14 protein-coding genes are annotated in these 16,296 nt (G+C 50.9%); 11 read left to right on the top strand and 3 right to left on the bottom strand.

Annotation, left to right across the window (positions count from 1 at the left end; genetic code table 11):
* Positions 1-26: 26 nt before the first annotated feature.
* From HMPREF0980_RS04050 to HMPREF0980_RS04060, 3 genes are read left to right on the top strand one after another with little or no spacing between them, the layout of a single operon-like run.
* Positions 27-2,729: an FAD-dependent oxidoreductase gene (locus HMPREF0980_RS04050; RefSeq protein WP_049727834.1), complete on the top strand. Its 2,703-nt coding sequence runs from the start codon at positions 27-29 to the stop codon at positions 2,727-2,729.
* 6 nt (positions 2,730-2,735) lie between these two features.
* Complete coding sequence (locus tag HMPREF0980_RS04055) at positions 2,736-3,080, top strand: hydrogenase maturation nickel metallochaperone HypA (RefSeq protein ID WP_049727835.1); 345 nt, start codon at positions 2,736-2,738, stop codon at positions 3,078-3,080.
* 18 nt (positions 3,081-3,098) lie between these two features.
* The gene (locus HMPREF0980_RS04060; RefSeq protein WP_049727836.1) at positions 3,099-4,139 is read left to right on the top strand and encodes a DUF5692 family protein; all 1,041 of its coding nucleotides are present in this window, start codon (positions 3,099-3,101) and stop codon (positions 4,137-4,139) included.
* A gap of 98 nt (positions 4,140-4,237) precedes the next feature.
* Here the strand turns inward: HMPREF0980_RS04060 and HMPREF0980_RS04065 are convergent, their stop codons facing one another.
* Positions 4,238-4,948, bottom strand: a complete 711-nt coding sequence (locus HMPREF0980_RS04065) for a FadR/GntR family transcriptional regulator (protein ID WP_049727837.1) — start codon at positions 4,946-4,948, stop codon at positions 4,238-4,240.
* A gap of 47 nt (positions 4,949-4,995) precedes the next feature.
* On the bottom strand, positions 4,996-5,949 hold the full coding sequence (locus HMPREF0980_RS04070; protein ID WP_049727838.1) for a LysR family transcriptional regulator: 954 nt from the start codon (positions 5,947-5,949) through the stop codon (positions 4,996-4,998).
* Between the two features lie 137 nt (positions 5,950-6,086).
* Between HMPREF0980_RS04070 and HMPREF0980_RS04075 the strand changes: the two genes are divergently transcribed.
* From HMPREF0980_RS04075 to HMPREF0980_RS04095, 5 genes are all read left to right on the top strand, one after another.
* Positions 6,087-7,391: an NCS2 family permease gene (locus tag HMPREF0980_RS04075; RefSeq protein WP_049727839.1), complete on the top strand. Its 1,305-nt coding sequence runs from the start codon at positions 6,087-6,089 to the stop codon at positions 7,389-7,391.
* 16 nt (positions 7,392-7,407) lie between these two features.
* The gene (locus tag HMPREF0980_RS04080; protein ID WP_049727840.1) at positions 7,408-9,138 is read left to right on the top strand and encodes an adenine deaminase C-terminal domain-containing protein; all 1,731 of its coding nucleotides are present in this window, start codon (positions 7,408-7,410) and stop codon (positions 9,136-9,138) included.
* An 83-nt stretch (positions 9,139-9,221) separates the two neighbouring features.
* On the top strand, positions 9,222-9,650 hold the full coding sequence (locus tag HMPREF0980_RS04085) for a hypothetical protein (protein WP_049727841.1): 429 nt from the start codon (positions 9,222-9,224) through the stop codon (positions 9,648-9,650).
* A gap of 50 nt (positions 9,651-9,700) precedes the next feature.
* On the top strand, positions 9,701-11,872 hold the full coding sequence (gene secD / locus HMPREF0980_RS04090; RefSeq protein WP_049727842.1) for a protein translocase subunit SecD: 2,172 nt from the start codon (positions 9,701-9,703) through the stop codon (positions 11,870-11,872).
* Positions 11,869-13,500: a Na/Pi cotransporter family protein gene (locus HMPREF0980_RS04095; protein ID WP_049727843.1), complete on the top strand. Its 1,632-nt coding sequence runs from the start codon at positions 11,869-11,871 to the stop codon at positions 13,498-13,500. The genes secD and HMPREF0980_RS04095 overlap by 4 nt, the downstream gene beginning before the upstream one ends.
* 30 nt (positions 13,501-13,530) lie before the next feature.
* Here HMPREF0980_RS04095 and HMPREF0980_RS04100 read toward each other — a convergent pair whose 3' ends face one another.
* Positions 13,531-13,902, bottom strand: coding sequence for a metal-dependent transcriptional regulator (locus HMPREF0980_RS04100; protein WP_049727844.1), 372 nt, complete (start codon positions 13,900-13,902; stop codon positions 13,531-13,533).
* Positions 13,903-14,040: 138 nt separating this feature from the next.
* On the opposite strand from HMPREF0980_RS04100, the gene HMPREF0980_RS04105 reads away from it, so the two are divergent.
* The 3 genes from HMPREF0980_RS04105 (at position 14,041) to HMPREF0980_RS04115 (ending at position 16,285) form a co-directional block, all read left to right on the top strand.
* Entirely contained in the window at positions 14,041-14,223 is a 183-nt protein-coding gene (locus HMPREF0980_RS04105) for a YjfB family protein (RefSeq protein ID WP_049727845.1), read from the top strand.
* 373 nt (positions 14,224-14,596) lie between these two features.
* Entirely contained in the window at positions 14,597-15,100 is a 504-nt protein-coding gene (locus tag HMPREF0980_RS04110; RefSeq protein WP_049727846.1) for a MogA/MoaB family molybdenum cofactor biosynthesis protein, read from the top strand.
* Between the two features lie 33 nt (positions 15,101-15,133).
* Positions 15,134-16,285 carry a ThiF family adenylyltransferase gene (locus HMPREF0980_RS04115; protein ID WP_084002644.1) on the top strand — a complete coding sequence of 384 codons (1,152 nt, stop codon included), beginning with the start codon at positions 15,134-15,136 and terminating at the stop codon, positions 16,283-16,285.
* Positions 16,286-16,296 lie beyond the last annotated feature (11 nt).

Raw genomic sequence — 16,296 nt, forward strand, 5'->3', positions numbered from 1 at the left:
AGGCCGGGAAAGAAAGGAGAGAGGGCATGGCAGAACAGAGAGAATTGATTATACAGCTGGGGCAGAAGATTACAGACCGGATTGGCCATAAGGTGACGGTGGAAGATCCGGAATACTGGGGGCTTGCCTGCGTCGTATCTGACGAGATGGCAGAGGTGGCATTGAAGATGAAGGTACGTAAGCCAATGACATTTGAGCAGCTTCTCGCCGCTACGGGAAAAGAGGAAAAGGAGCTCCAGGAGCTGCTGGACGAGATGAGCCGGGTGGGAATACTGGAATACAACTGGGAGAACCCGGAGCGTAAGAAGCAGTATGTGCTGCCGATGTTCGTTCCCGGGAGCGCTGAATTCACCAATATGAACAAGGAACAGCTGGAAGCCCATCCGGAACTTGGGAAATTCTTCGAGCGCATGTCCAGGCTCCCTTTAGAGAAGGTCACGCCCTTGGTGCCTCAGGGAGGCGCTGGGATAGGGATGCACGTCATACCTGTGGAGAAAGCGATTGAGATGGAGCAGGAATCCGTGGATATCGAGCACATCTCCCACTGGCTGGAAAAGTATGACGGGAAATACGCCGCGAGTCCCTGTTCATGCAGAATGTCGAGGAAGACATATGATGAGGGCTGTGCGGACGATCCTCAGGACTGGTGCATCGCAGTGGGCGATATGGCGGACTACGTGGTAGAGACGAATAAGGGAGGAAGGTACGTCACATACGACGAAGTTCTGGATATATTAAAACGAGCAGAGGACAATGGATTTGTACATCAAATAACGAATATAGACGGCAGGAACAAGATATTTGCCATCTGTAACTGCAATGTCAATGTCTGTTACGCGCTTCGTACTTCGCAGCTTTTCAACACTCCCAACATGTCCCGTTCTGCTTACGTTGCAAGGGTTGAAGCAGAAGATTGCGTCGCCTGCGGACGTTGTGTGGAATACTGCCCGGCAGGGGCGGTAAAGCTCGGACAGAAGCTGTGTACGAAAGAAGGACCGGTGGCCTATCCGAAGCATGAACTTCCGGACGATACGAGATGGGGACCGGATAAATGGGATGAGGACTACCGGGACAACAACCGGATCAACTGTTATGACACGGGTACCGCGCCGTGCAAGACGGCCTGTCCGGCCCACATCGCCGTACAGGGGTATCTGAAAAAAGCGGCACAGGGAAAATATACAGAGGCGCTTGCGCTGATCAAAAAGGAGAACCCGTTCCCGGCAGTGTGCGGACACGTATGCAACCGCCGCTGTGAGGATGCATGTACAAGAGGAACCGTGGATCAGGCTGTAGCCATCGACGAGGTGAAGAAATTCATCGCCCGGCAGGATCTGGATGCAGATGTACGTTATATCCCGCCCATTATCCCGCCGACTACGGGGCGGCTGTTCGAGGAAAAGATTGCGATTATAGGGGCGGGGCCGGCCGGCTTAAGCTGCGCGTTCTATCTGGCGGAGAAAGGTTACAGGCCTGTAGTGTTTGAAAAGAATGAGAAGCCCGGTGGCATGCTCGTATATGGCATTCCATCATTCAAGCTTGAGAAAGATGTGGTTGACGCAGAGATAGAAGTCATACGCCGGATGGGCGTAGAGATTCGCTGTGGTGTCGAGGTTGGAAAAGATGTCACCTTGGATGAACTGCGTTCTGAAGGATACAGGGCATTCTATATCGCCATAGGCTGCCAGGGAGGCAGGATGGCGGGCATACCGGGAGAGACGGCGGACGGCGTGATGACGGCGGTGGATCTTCTGCGTATGGCAGGGAAAGACGAGTCATATAAGATAGATGGACGGACCGTCGTAGTCGGAGGCGGCAACGTTGCCGTCGATGTGGCGCGGACCGCTGTAAGATGCGGTTCATCTGAAGCAGCCATGTATTGTCTGGAGGGGCGTGATACCATGCCGGCTTCTGCGGAAGAAGTGGAGGAGGCCGAAGAAGAGGATATATCCATCCACTGCGGATGGGGACCGAAGGAGATACTCACGGAGGACGGAAAAGTCAAGGGCATCCTATTTAAGAAATGCCTGTCCGTATTAGATGAAGAGAACAGGTTCGCGCCGGTCTATGACGAGGAAGAGACCGTTACTGTTCCGTGTGAGCACGTATTCTTGAGCATCGGCCAGAGCATCCTTTGGGGGAATCTGCTGGACGGCACCAGGGTAGAACTTGGCAGGGGAAACGGCGCTGTGGCGGACACGCTTACATATCAGACATCAGAGCCGGATATATTTGTCGGCGGGGATGTGTATACAGGTCCGAAGTTTGCCATTGACGCCATCGCGGCAGGCAAGGAAGGTGCGGTATCCATCCACCGGTACGTGCAGCCTCACAGCAGTCTCACGATAGGGCGGAACCGCCGCCAGTTTATTGAGCTGGACAAAGAAAACATAGAACTTGAAGCCTATGACAATTCCTCCCGGCAGACACCGGGAACGGATGAGAGCATAGACCGGCGCAGGTCATTCCGTGACGTCAGGAAGACGTTTACGGAGGAACAGGTCAGGACCGAGACGGCCCGCTGCCTTGGGTGCGGGGCTTCCATAGTGGATGAGAACAAATGCATCGGATGCGGGGTATGTACGACAAAGTGCGGATTTGACGCGATTCATCTGTTCAGGGAGCACCCCGGCTGCAGCAACATGTATCGTTCGGAAGAGAAGTTCAGGGCGATTCTGCCATATGCGGTGAAGCGGGGGCTTAAGATCAAGTTCGGCAGAAAGGATTAGGACGGTATGCATGAGCTTGGAATCGTATTTCATATTATCGACAGCCTGGAAGCTGTAGGAAGAGAGAACCGGCTTTCGAAGGTTGCCAATGTTACGCTGGAGATTGGAGAGGTCTCAGGCGTGGTGGATTCTTATCTGAAAGACTGCTGGAAATGGGCGGTAGACAGGTCCGAACTTCTGCGCGGCGCGGAACTTATTACCCTCGATATGCCGGCGGTGACGCTCTGCGAGGACTGTGGCAAATCTTACGGTACGATAAAGTACGGGAAGACTTGCCCATACTGTTCAGGCGGAAATACATACCTCGTGGCAGGGAATGAATGTAACATCAAAGAAATAGAAGCTTGTTAGAAATGAGGGAGGATACTTATGTTATTTCAAATCTATGGTGATAACGCGGGCTGGCAGCTGCTAGGCTGGCTTCTCGTATTTGCAGGACTGGTGCTTGTTAATGAGCTGGCAAGACGGACGAAGAAAGGTGGAATCTTCTGCCTGATGATCATACCGGCCGTCCTTACGGTCTACTTTATCGCAATCTATGTCGGTGCGGCAAATGGGGCGGAGTGGGCACTCGATAATCCCACCTATGTTCATATGAACAGCTGGTTCCATTATGCGAAGCTTTATGCGGCTACCGCCGGCTGTATCGGATTTATGATGATTAAGTATAAATGGAAATTTGGAAAAGCAGATTGGTTCAAGGTATTTCCATTCATCATCGTAGCGGTCAATATCCTGATAGCGGTGGCCAGCGATTTTGAATCAGGGATAAAGGGCGCCATGGCGCTTGCGGAATATGGAGACCGCTGGTGGCTGTCTTCTGAAAATGTATGGCTGTACGGTGGCTGGTGGAACTGGGTAAATGGAATTGCAGGAATACTCAATATCTTATGTATGACAGGCTGGTGGGGAATCTACTCGTCCAAAGACCGGAAGGATATGCTGTGGCCGGATATGACATGGTGTTTTATCATAGCCTATGACCTCTGGAACTTTGAATATACTTATAACAATCTCCCCACCCACGCTTGGTATTGCGGTCTGGCGCTGCTGCTGGCCCCGACATTTGCCAATGCCTTGTGGAACAAGGGCGGATGGATCCAGAACAGGGCGAATACGCTGGCGCTCTGGTGCATGTTTGCACAGGTGTTCCCGATGTTTCAGGACACGAGCCGCTTTGCGACGATTCCAGTCTTATATGCGGACGGATTCATGGACGCGGCTACGAGACCTACAGCGGCCAATCCTGTCATGCAGGGAGTGGTGGCCCTGCTTGCCCTTGGAGCAAATGTAATCTGCCTGTCCGTGATAATCAGAAGGTCGAAGCAGCAGAAGAAGAATCCATACAAGAACGAGATATTTACAGACCAGAGAGATTATCAGCTCGCGATTGCAAGGGCTGAGAAGTGAAATCTGGTTGAGGAAGATGAATAGAAGATGAAAGCGTACGGAGAAGCGGACGTGCGTATAAGGGCATGTGCCCCTATACGCACGCACGCTTCTCCTGACTAGACATCGTAATAGATTTCCCGGCTTCCGCTGATGCATTCCCCGATGGAATAATTGATCCATTCGATGGCGCCTTTCGTATCCCGGCTGCTGATATAAGTCCACATCGTATAGTTGCTTTCATAAAGCGACTGTATGCCATACAGATCCAGATATCGCTCCCACATCGTGAAGATGGGGGCGCGGAACGACTGGAAGATGAGGGGAAGCAGCGTGTTCTGCGACGCCAGGGCAAATTCATGCTGGAATTCAAAAGCAGCCTGAATGGCATCTCTGGTGCTTTGCGCATCTCGAATGTGCTCTACCTTTTCGCGCAGGACTTCCACCTCCTCATCGCTGATACGGTCGATACAGAGCTGTGCAGCCAGAGTATCAAGGGCGATGCGGACTTCGAAGATAGAACGGATCTCTTCGTTGCGTATCCGCCCGCCGTTGTACTTCATGATAGACATTAAGGTGTCGAGGGTCCCTTTCCTGCGGTAGTCGGCGACATACGTCCCGCTTCTTGGCTTCACGATAAGAAACCCCTTTTTTTCCAATTCAGAAAGCCCGCTGTTGACGACAGCGCGGCTTACCTGCATCATTTCAGCCAGATGCCGTTCCGGGGGCAGTTTCTCGCCAATCTTCAATTTTCCTGATAATATCATATGTTCAAGCTGGTCAACAAAAAGTTCTCGCAGTGAGGGAGAACTGATTTTCTGAAATTCCATAAACATCCTCCTCGTCTGTATTATAGCTGCCAATAATCTGCCTCTGATTATTGACAGCGGGGATACCTGCCGCCACTTGTGAAAGTGACGAAGTATTCGCGGGCGCTGCTGATAAAATCTCTTGCATAGACCGGCAGGTAAGCTCCTTTCCGGTATGCGGCGACTGTTGAGGTAAAGGCCCTCTCATCTCTAAGAGAAAAACAGACCGGCGGCAGGTCGAAAGCCGTGCTGCGGACATAAGTCTCCGGTGCGAAGCAGAGCCCCTCATTGTGCTGTACGAGCAGAAGGGCGGCCTGCGTATTGCGCGTGTAAAAGGAGACCGACGGATTTACATAGTGCTCTTTCAGAAGCCGGGCCGTGACTGCACCGGTGTTCTGCTCCGGCGAATTGAGGATAAATGTCTCTCCCCTCAGCATTTCCCAGTCCACAGACGGATAACAGCCTCTCGCCCGTTGATAATCAGGAAGTCCTTCTGCCATCGGATGCTTTTGGGAGACGACGAGCAGTATCTCTTCTCTGCCCAGTTTTTCGCAGTCCAGTTTGGGATGGATATTCTCTTCGCTGAAAATTGCAAAATCTATCTGGCTGTCCTCCAGCAGCCGTTCCTGTATCGAATGGGTCTCCTCCAGAAAATGCACCTTTACGTGAGGATGCAGCCTGTGAAAAGCGGGCAGGATAAAAGGAAGCATACAGGAACTGCGCATGAGCGGGAACGCTACCGTCAGTTCCCCGTCCTTGAGCGAGAGCAGGTCTCCAAGCTCCTTTTCCCAGTCCTGCGTCAGCGCAAGCACCCTGGAAGCGTACTCCATGTAGCGCCTGCCGGCATAAGTTGGAATGTAGCAGTTGTCTATCCGGTTGAACAGCTTCAGGCCGAGGTCGCGTTCCATCTTCTTCAGATGCTTGCTCAATGTCGGCTGGGAAATGAACAGATCCTGTGCCGCTTTTGTAATATTTTGATGTTTTGCAATGCAGATTACGTAATTGAGTTCATGAATATTCATAATAATATCTCCGGAAGTATTCTCATTTGGAATGGTGCCCATGGTTAAGATGAATTAGACAATCAATTATGGTTATCATACAATGAAAGGGCAAAAGAAGCAAGAAAATACAATGAGGAAAATAGGAGAGTAACTTTATGAGACAGTGGCTGGAAAAACAATTTAAACTATCAGAATTTCACACCAATATAAAGACAGAGCTTCTGGCGGGAATCACCACGTTCGTGACGATGGCTTATGTGCTTGCAACCGTTCCGAACATGTTGGAATCGGCAGGACTTGACAAGCATGTGATGTTCACGGTGCTGATACTGCTCGTCATCCTTACGACATGCGCGATGGCGCTGTACACGAACCGGCCGTTTGCGCTTGCGCCGGGCCTTGGCAGTGTAGGGATCGTGACAGCAATGATGGCAAATGACGGAATCGCGCCGTCCGTGACGGCAGGCGTCATATTCTGGAGCGGCGTGCTGTTTATTGCCATATCATTCCTGGGACTTAGAGAAGCGGTCGTGCGGGTCATACCTGTCAGCCTGAAACATGCCGTCAGCGCTGGCATCGGCCTTTTCATCGCACTGCTCGGCGCAAAGAGCTGCGGCCTTATCATAGCAAATGAAGCGAAGAAAAGCCTTGGATTCGGTGATTTGAAATCACCGGAGGTAATTGTCGCGGTCATCGGTTTCATCCTCCTGCTCATTCTGAAGTCCAGGAAGATCCAGGGAGATATGATACTTGCAATCGCGGCAACTACCATCGTGGGAATCCCGTTCGGAGTAACTAAGATGCCGGAGAGCCTGCTGACGATGCCGGCAGGTATCGGCGGACAGTTTATGAATATTGATCTTATGGGAGCGTTGAATTTTGCATATATTCCGTTTTTGATCGCATTGTTTGTGCCTGATTTCTTTTCCACATTTGGGACAGTGCTCGGTGTCGGGGCCAAAGCAGGATATCTTGATAAAGACGGCAACCTTCCGGGCATAGACAGGTGCTTCAAGGTAGATGCTATTGCGACAAGCTTCGGAGCCTTATTCGGAATGCCGAGCATGACGACGTACCTGGAATCTTCGGCAGGTGTTGAGGCAGGAGGCAAGACCGGGCTTACGGTTATATTTACTTCTGTCCTGTTCGGGCTTGCGCTTTTCCTGGCACCTGTGGCGCTCATGATACCTTCGGCGGCTACCGCACCGGTGCTCATCTATATTGGCGTCAACATGCTCGGCGCTATGAGGAACATCAAGTATGACGATCTGACGGAAGCCTTTCCGGCCTTTGTCTGTATCGCGTTTACAATCTTCGGCAACAATATCGCAAATGGTATCTGTGCAGCGCTGCCTTCTTACCTTATCATGAAGACTGCGTCCGGCAAGATCAGGGAAGTAAAGCCGGCTATGTGGATACTTGTGGCAGTATGTCTCTTGTACTTTTATTCCATTTTGTAGATAGAGAGGGGATGTTATGGAGAAGGTAGATTGGCTCATTAAAAATGCAGAAGTATATAATTCATATCTGAAGCTGTTTGAAATGGCAGATGTGTACGTATTAAAAGACAGGATTTACTATGTATGCAGGGAGGCCCAGAAATCGGAACAGCATAGTCTTGAGGCGGAGCATGTGCTGGACGGGAGCGGTTACCGTATGCTGCCGGGCTTCGTCGATATCCATATGCATATAGAGAGTTCCATGATGACGCCGGTATCATTTGGAGAACGGGCGGCTGAGTGCGGGGTGACGACCCTGGTATCAGAGCCTCATGAGATTGCAAATATAGTCGGTGTCTCGGGCATTCATGAGATGATCAACGGCGCGAAAGATGCGCCGATAGATATCTATTATGGAATCCCAAGCAGTGTGCCGTCCACGAACAGCCGTCTTGAGACGACAGGCGGTGTCATCGGATTTGAAGAGATGAAGCACCTGATGGACGAGGACGGTGTCGTGTGTGTCGGGGAAGTCATGAATTACCGCCAGATTATACGCGGGGATGAGCTGGAGATTACAAAGTATCTTGATTATCTGAGGGAGGAAGATCCATACGCTGTGATAGAGGGACACTGTCCGTCCCTCACAGGGCTTGATCTGGCGAAGTTCCTGTACAGAGGAATTGACGGCGACCATACGGAACATACGCTGGCGGAGCTGAAAGACCGCTTCGCCAATGGAATGTTCGTCGAGATACAGGAGAAGATGCTGCGGCAGGAAGTGCTGGATTACATTGTGGAAAACAGGCTATATGAGCATTGTTGTTTCGTGACCGATGATACGATGGCGGATGAGCTCATGGAGCACGGGCAGCTGAACCATGTCGTACAGACTGCGGCTGCATTGGGATTTCCTCTGGAAGAGGCCATATACTGCGCTTCCTACACACCGGCACGACGGATGAACTTAAGAGACAGAGGGGCAATCGCCCCGGGCAGAAAGGCGGACTTCCAGCTTCTGAAAACGGCGGAGTGCGGCAGCTTCCAGCCGGAATATGTGTTCAAGGATGGAAGAGAAATCTATCGGAAAGGGGCTCGGCGGAGGCAGGAGGGCACTTACGCTTTTCCGGCGACATTCTATGACAGCCTCCATCTGCCGGAACTTACCGCTCAAAAGCTCGTACCGGCGGAAGGCATTGCAGGGAAGGAAGCAGAAGTGCGTGTCATCCAGGTACAGGACGGCTGTACGCAGACGAAAGAAGTCCGTGTAGTGATGCCGGTGGAAGGCGGCCGCCTCCGGTGGGAAGAGAGCGGATGTATGCTGGCGGCTGTGTTTGAGAGACACGGAATCAACGGCAATATCGGCTATGGATTTGTCACAGGCGACTGTATCAGCAGAGGGGCGGCAGCTACCACTTATTACCATGACCATCACAACCTGCTTGTAATCGGAAGTAATGTGGACGACATGCTTGCAGCGGCACGGCGCATAAAAGAGCTCAAGGGCGGCATCTGTACGGCAGAGGACGGCACGATAGCCGCGGAGCTGCCTTTGCCGGTTGCAGGCATCTTGTCAGAAGAGCCGGCTGACGCAATTGGCAGGATGCTCGGAAGGGTCAGGAAGAGTCTGATCTCTCTCGGGTACCGGCACTATAATCCGATTATGTCGCTCTGTACGCTTGGCTTACCGGTCAGCCCGGCACTAAAGCTGACGGACTGCGGACTTGTGGACGTAGTAAAAGGTGAGACCGTACCGCTTATCCTGTAGGCGGGATGCTTTAAAAGCCCCTATTGACGGATACCGTCCGGCATGTTAAAATCTGCATTATAAATCAAGCAGGAGGCGGCCCTATGGACAAGAAGAAAAGGTATTTTAAATTATTCCTTTTTACATTGTTTTTCACAGGGCTGCTTTTTGCTTTGAAACAAGCAGGACAGCAAGATGCGGCAGATCTGGACAGAAGCTCCTATACACACGATGCTATAACGGAGAGGGGGCATATCATTGACATGCCCCGGTCAGAGCAGGCCAAAGCCGGCATAAAGGAGAGCGGGCTTGAGAAAACCAGTCCCGCCCCGCTGAAATTGAGGAAAGGTTCCGGTTTCTTTCTGCTGTTCGGAATATCTATTTGTCTGCCCATGGCTGCTTTCAGAGGAAGGTTCAGAAGCAGTCTTATTTCATTTCTGATATTCTGCATTGCTCTTGCAGATGTGCATCTTTGCCATATCAGGCTAATCCACGAAAGGGATGGTAAAAAACGTGCTGTTTCCGCCAGATAGAATATAGACGGCCATAGCTGCCGGATAGAAATATTGGAGGTAACGGTACATTGAAAAATAAAAAGAATCATATCTGGGTGGCATTGACGATTATTGCAGCCTTTGTTTTGTTTGCCTTTTTCGGCCTCGGGGATGACCTGAAAGGGGTACGGGATATGCGGCTTGGCATAGATATCAAAGGAGGCGTGGAGGCGGTATTCGAGCCTGTTGGGATGAAACATGCGCCATCCGCGCCTCAGCTCGAGTCTGCGAGAAATGTTATCGAAAGCCGGCTGGACGCAAAGAACATAACAGACCGGGAAGTCACGGTTGACAAAAAAGAAGGCCATATCATCGTACGATTTCCGTGGAAGTCGGATGAAAAAGAGTTCAACCCGGAAGCCGCGATATCTGAGCTTGGTGAGACAGCCAAGCTTACGTTCAGAGACCCGGATGGAAACGTACTGATTGAGGGGCAGAACGTTAAGAACAGCCAGCCTGTCAAGAATACCGAGACGGGAGGTTATGAGGTGCAGCTTTCTTTTGACAGCAGGGGGACGAAAGAATTTGCCGAGGCCACGGGAAGCCTTGTAGGACAGCAGCTGCAGATCTATATGGACGATACTTTGATCTCTTCACCTGTCGTACAGCAGAAGATTACCGGCGGGGAGGCGGTAATAAACGGCATGGAATCGATGGACTCGGCCAGAGCGCTGTCTGAAAAGATTCATGCAGGAGCGCTGCCTTTTTCCATGGAGACTACAAATTATAATACGATCAGCCCGAGTCTCGGCAACGATGCACTGAAGGCTATGGTGGCCGCCGCTGCCGTATCATTTGCATTGATCTGCATATTTATGATATACAGCTACAGGCTGCCGGGAGCAATCAGCTGTATGACGCTTGTGTTCCAGATGTCGCTTCAGATACTGGCCCTGTCGCTTCCGCAGTATACATTGACACTGCCAGGGATAGCAGGACTTATCCTGTCGGTGGGCATGGCGGTTGATGCTAATATTATTATCAGTGAACGGATACAGGAAGAACTGAAACGGGGGAAACGTGTGCGGCAGGCCGTGAAAAACGGGTACAAGAATGCCTTTTCTTCCGTGCTGGACGGCAATATCACGACGGCAGCCGTGGCTCTGATATTGATGCTGTTCGGTTCAGGTACGATGCTGAGCTTTGGCTATACCTTGTTTACCGGGGTCATCATAAATCTTCTGGCAGGGGTATGGCTGTCCCGTTTCATGCTTACGTCTGCAGTCCGGTACGATATGTTCCACGATGAGAATATGTTCCGAAGAAAAAAAGAGCAGAAGCTGCTCAGGCTCGCATCAGGGCGCAGGAAAGTCTATCTGATTACAGCCGCGGTGCTGCTGGCTGGCGCCGCTGCCAGCGCTGCGAACGGTATCAGGCTGGATACCCAGTTTACCGGCGGAGCGATTCTCCGCTATACATATACGGGCGAAGCCGATACGGCACAGGCAGAGACGCTGGCGGAAGGCATACTGGACCGCCCTGTCAGTACACAGATATCAGAAGATCCGGTGTCCGGCCAGAAGAAGCTTATCCTGACGCTGGCCGGGCACAGAGGAATTGCTCCGGATGAACAGGAAAAGGTGCTGGAAGCACTGAACAAGGATGGAGAAGCAGAATATATGCTGTCAGAGACATCAGTGGTCGAACCATACATCGGAGCCAAGGCGCTTAGAAATTCCGCCGTTGCAATCGGCCTGTCCTCGCTGTTTATCGTACTCTATATCTGGATACGTTTTTCCGCACTCTCAGGGTTATCGGCCGGCATAACGGCTGTGATTGCCCTGCTGCACGATGTAGCTATCGTATTCTTTGTGTTCGGGGTCGGCAAGATACCACTGAACGATGCTTTTGTAGCAGTGACATTGACAATCATCGGGTATTCCATCAATGATACCATTGTCCTTTATGACAGGATACGGGAGAATCTGGCACATCAGGCAAGAAAGAAGGAAGGCCTGTGCATGCTCGTGGACCGGAGTATCACAGAGACGATCGGCAGGTCTGTCAGGACCGCGTTTACAACAGCCCTCTGCGCGGCGGTCGTCCTTGCATTTTCATTTATGTATGATATCGGATCTATCAAGGTATTCGCGCTGCCACTTCTGGCCGGCGTCATCAGCGGATGCTATTCATCAGTCTGTATAGCCGGACCGCTGTGGATTACGTGGAAGGAGTTCAAAGAAAGGAGAACGAACAAGTGAGAGGAACAGATATCTTGACGCTGCTTGGGGGACTGGCGCTGTTTCTGTATGGCATGCAGATGATGAGCAATGGCCTTGAGACAGCGGCGGGTAATAAGATGAAAGCGATTCTGGAGAAGCTGACCTCCAACGGAATCAAAGGCGTATTAGTGGGGGCGGGAATTACAGCTGTCATCCAGTCCTCGTCTGCCACCACAGTCATGGTCGTCGGATTTGTCAATTCGGGTCTGATGAGCCTGAACCAGGCAGTATGGGTCATCATGGGTGCCAATATCGGTACGACGATTACCGGACAGCTTATCGCTCTTGACATAGGTGCGGTTGCCCCACTCATCGCATTTGCCGGTGTTGCCTGTATCTTATTCGTAAAAAACAAGCGGATATGCCATATAAGCGAGATATTTGCAGGACTCGGCGTGTTGTTCATCGGAATGGATATGATGGGGAAGGCGATGGAGCCGCTGCAAGACTCGGAAGCATTTATCCATTTTATGACAACCTTCAGCAATCCGCTCCTTGGCATACTGATTGGAGCCATATTTACCGCGGTTATCCAGTCTTCGTCCGCCTCCGTAGGGATTCTCCAGGCGCTGGCGGGAACCGGCATGATTCCGCTGTCCAGCGCGGTGTACATCTTGTTTGGACAGAATATCGGAACGTGCATAACAGCGGTGCTGGCCTCGATAGGAACGAAAACAAACGCAAAGCGCACGACCATTATACATCTGATGTTCAATATGATAGGGACGGCAGTATTCACATTTATCTGCATTGCCACGCCGTTTGTGTCCTGGATGGAAGCAACGGCGCCGGGGAACCAGATACAGCAGATTGCCAATATACATACGACATTTAATATCGTCACGACATTGCTGCTTCTGCCGTTCGGCGGCCTTATGGCCCGGGCGGCGGTGCGTATGCTGCCGGATAAAAAGGAAGAGGCAGATGAAATCAGACATCTGAGATACCTTTCGCCCTTCGAACCGTCATATCCGGTAGGACATGCGGCTGCGGCACTGTCAGAGATTGAAAGAGAGGTGGACAGGATGCTTTCCATGGCCAGGAATAATACGGCGGCAAGTTTTGACGCGGCGCTGGAAGGCGGGCATGGAACGCTGGAAAAGATTGAGGCGGCGGAAGAGTACATAAATTATCTGAATACGGAGATATCACGTTATATCGGGCGTCTGATGACAGTTGAGATGAGCGTGCAGGACTCGAAATGTATCAATGCCTATTATGTAATTATCAGCAATATAGAACGTATCGGAGACCATGCGGTAAACATAGCAGGGTATGCGGAAGATATGCGGAAATGGGGACTTTCTTTCTCAGAACATGCGCTGGATGATATAAGGAAGATGAAGCAGACGAGCCTGGAGACACTTGATATACTTGGGTTTTCAACCGGATCTTCAGGCAGGGAAATGCTGGAGAGGACGGCTCAGAATGAACAAAAGATTGATGATATGCGGCAGAGCTATCTGAAAAAGCAGATCAAGCGGATGCAGAGTGGAGACTGCAGGGCAGAAGCCGGCCTTTTATTTTCTGAGATGCTGACTGATTTTGAAAGAATCGGGGATCATGCGCTCAATATTGCGGAACTATATTCTGAAATGTCAATCTGATCATGTGCAAGTATTTGGAAGAGCAGCTTCTTATACAGCGGAATCTTTCACATGTCTCTTGATAGCGGCAAAGCTTTCGGCACTGATGACGTGCTCCATCCTGCAAGCGTCTTCCGCGGCAATGTCAGGAGCAACCCCCAGATCGGCAAGCCAGTTTGACAAAAAGGTATGGCGCTCGTACATCTTTTCGGCTATTTCCCTGCCTGACCTGGTCAGTGTAATATGCCCGTCCGGATCCATCGATATAAATCCGTTGCTGCGCAGGTTTTTCATGGCAACGCTTATGCTCGGTTTGGAAAACCCGAGTTCATTTACAACGTCGATGGATCGCACGGCGGCCTTTCGCTGCTGCAGCATCAGTATCGTCTCCAGATAATTTTCTGCGGATTCGTGTATTTTCATAAAGCGACCTGCTTTCCTTAAGATTTATGATTCTGGGACAATTATAGCAAGAGTAAAAACAGATTGCAAATATTAGTTAAGACGACGTGCCGGTCTGTCGATATATGTTACATAAGGACATAAAAGGAGGTATGTACAATGGATATGGCAGCGGGTATTGCAAAAGCAAGCATGGCATTGAGTTCCGCAAAGCTTCAGATGAATGTCAACCTCACCATGGCAAAGAAAACGATGGATAATCAGGAAATGGCTGCACAGCAGCTTCTGGATATGCTTCCGTCTGTCCAGGAATTGGGACAGTATGTGGATGTCCGTGCTTGACATCATGAATACCGTAACAATTTTTAAGTGAGGAGGTAAGCTTCCTCACTTTTTCTTTGCCGGCAATCCAAGGCTGTCGCCTTGCCGCCGTTACCGGCGGATTATACCCGGTAATCCACCGCTTGAAAAGTAAATGCCATTACATGGCGCTTCCTTTTCTGCGCTTGTGGCATAATGATTGCACTTGCGTGCAATCCAAGGCTGTCGCCTTGCCGCCGTTACCGGCGGATTATACCCGGTAATCCACCGCTTGAAAAGTAAATGCCATTACATGGCGCTTCCTTTTCTGCGCTTGTGGTATAATGATTGTACAAGAGGCGATTGCCAATAGATAAGGCGGAGGGTTTCTGCGGACGGAAAGGATGGTAAGAAGATGGGAACATACAGATGGAAGACAGCAGTAATTACATTGAGCGATAAAGGCTACAGAGGCGAGCGGACGGACGAAAGCGGTCCGGCTGTACGGGACATGCTCCCGGAAGAGGAATACGAAGTACGGGAAATCATTGTTCTGCCCGATGAGCAGGGACTGATTGAACAGGAGCTGATACGGTTAAGTGATGAAGAACGGATGGATCTAATACTGACTACAGGGGGGACGGGATTCTCAGAGAGGGACTGTACCCCGGAGGCAACACTTGCTGTTGCCACGAGGAATGCGCAGGGGATTGCAGACGCCATGCGTTATTACTCCCTTCAGATTACGCCAAGGGCCATGTTGAGCAGGGCGGTTTCGGTCATAAGACACAAGACGCTGATCATCAATCTTCCCGGAAGCCCAAAGGCAGTGCGGGAGAATCTCTCTTTTATCCTGCCTTCCCTTTTGCATGGCCTTGGCATATTAAAAGGGACCGATGGCGAATGTGCCAGAAGCTGACGGTCTGCTTATGTTTTAATGGGAGGTGCGGTTATGGAAGTTGGGAAGATCAGCGGTTTACACATATTTGAGGAAAAGGGGAAGCCCGGCATTGAGAAAGACAAGGTAAAGGTCTTAAAAGGCGGAGGGATTGAAGGAGACCGCCATTGCTTTGACAAGGACAGACAGATCAGCATCGTGACAGGGGACACGCTTGCATGGATGCAGAAGCAGGAGGTGGAAGGCCTGTGCTTCCAAAAGTTCAAGGCGAATATTATTATAGAGGCCAGAGGAACAGATATACGGGGTACGAGGATCAAGGCCGGAGATACCGTTCTTGCAGTGGAAGGGAAGAAACGCTGTTTTGAAGGCTGCAGACGGTGTCAGGAAGAGATGGACTGCATGCTGAAAGAGTCTTGCTATTATGCATCGGCCGTCTCGGACGGGGAGTTACATGTGGGGGATTTGATTCATTATGATTATAATTGGAACCGCTATGTAAGGCAGATGCTGGTGCCGGGAATCGGAAGGAAAGAACAGGAAAGGCTTAAGAATGCTTCTGTGCTCGTAATCGGCGCGGGTGGACTCGGCTGCCCCGTTCTGACCGTACTTTCGGAGGCCGGACTTGGCAGGATCGGGATTGTGGATGGCGATGTCGTGGAGGAGACGAACCTGAACCGGCAGTTTCTTTATAGTCCTTCGGACCTTGGAAAGAATAAGGCTGCATGTGCCGGAAGATGGGTGAAGGCGTTCCGTCCGGACTGCCGTACGTCAATGTATACGGAATGGTTCACGGAAGAAAACGGAGCATCCATCATGGAGGACTATGACCTTGTGATAGCGGCGGTTGACCGGGTACCGACAAGGCTTTTGATCAACCAGATGGCGGTTTCCCTGCATAAGCCATTCATTGACGGCGCGATTGACGGCTTTTATGGGACGGTTACGGCAGTTCTGACGAAAGAAAGCCCTTGCCTTGCCTGCATGAATCCAGAGGGGAAGGAGCCTTTACATGTGAGCAGTTCTCTTGGAACGACGACGATGATCGTCGGAGCGCTGGAAGCGCAGTCCGCTCTGATGTATCTTGCGGGTATTCCTTCGCAGAACGGGTCTGTACTAAGTTATGACGGAATATATGGAACGCTTGAAGAAATCCCTGTAAAAAAGAATGCCCATTGTAGAGTGTGTGGAAATCGTCATATTTGACAAAAAAATAA

The organism is Dorea sp. D27 (genome assembly GCF_001185345.1).
Lineage (GTDB): Bacteria > Bacillota > Clostridia > Lachnospirales > Lachnospiraceae > Extibacter.

Bases quoted from the DNA above. Each gene is read 5' to 3' on its own strand.
- HMPREF0980_RS04050 (WP_049727834.1), top strand. From the start codon at position 27: ATGGCAGAACAGAGAGAATTGATTATACAGCTGGGGCAGAAGATTACA.
- HMPREF0980_RS04055 (WP_049727835.1), top strand. From the start codon at position 2,736: ATGCATGAGCTTGGAATCGTATTTCATATTATCGACAGCCTGGAAGCT.
- HMPREF0980_RS04060 (WP_049727836.1), top strand. From the start codon at position 3,099: ATGTTATTTCAAATCTATGGTGATAACGCGGGCTGGCAGCTGCTAGGC.
- HMPREF0980_RS04065 (WP_049727837.1), bottom strand. From the start codon at position 4,948: ATGGAATTTCAGAAAATCAGTTCTCCCTCACTGCGAGAACTTTTTGTT.
- HMPREF0980_RS04070 (WP_049727838.1), bottom strand. From the start codon at position 5,949: ATGAATATTCATGAACTCAATTACGTAATCTGCATTGCAAAACATCAA.
- HMPREF0980_RS04075 (WP_049727839.1), top strand. From the start codon at position 6,087: ATGAGACAGTGGCTGGAAAAACAATTTAAACTATCAGAATTTCACACC.
- HMPREF0980_RS04080 (WP_049727840.1), top strand. From the start codon at position 7,408: ATGGAGAAGGTAGATTGGCTCATTAAAAATGCAGAAGTATATAATTCA.
- HMPREF0980_RS04085 (WP_049727841.1), top strand. From the start codon at position 9,222: ATGGACAAGAAGAAAAGGTATTTTAAATTATTCCTTTTTACATTGTTT.
- HMPREF0980_RS04100 (WP_049727844.1), bottom strand. From the start codon at position 13,902: ATGAAAATACACGAATCCGCAGAAAATTATCTGGAGACGATACTGATG.
- HMPREF0980_RS04105 (WP_049727845.1), top strand. From the start codon at position 14,041: ATGGATATGGCAGCGGGTATTGCAAAAGCAAGCATGGCATTGAGTTCC.
- HMPREF0980_RS04110 (WP_049727846.1), top strand. From the start codon at position 14,597: ATGGGAACATACAGATGGAAGACAGCAGTAATTACATTGAGCGATAAA.
- HMPREF0980_RS04115 (WP_084002644.1), top strand. From the start codon at position 15,134: ATGGAAGTTGGGAAGATCAGCGGTTTACACATATTTGAGGAAAAGGGG.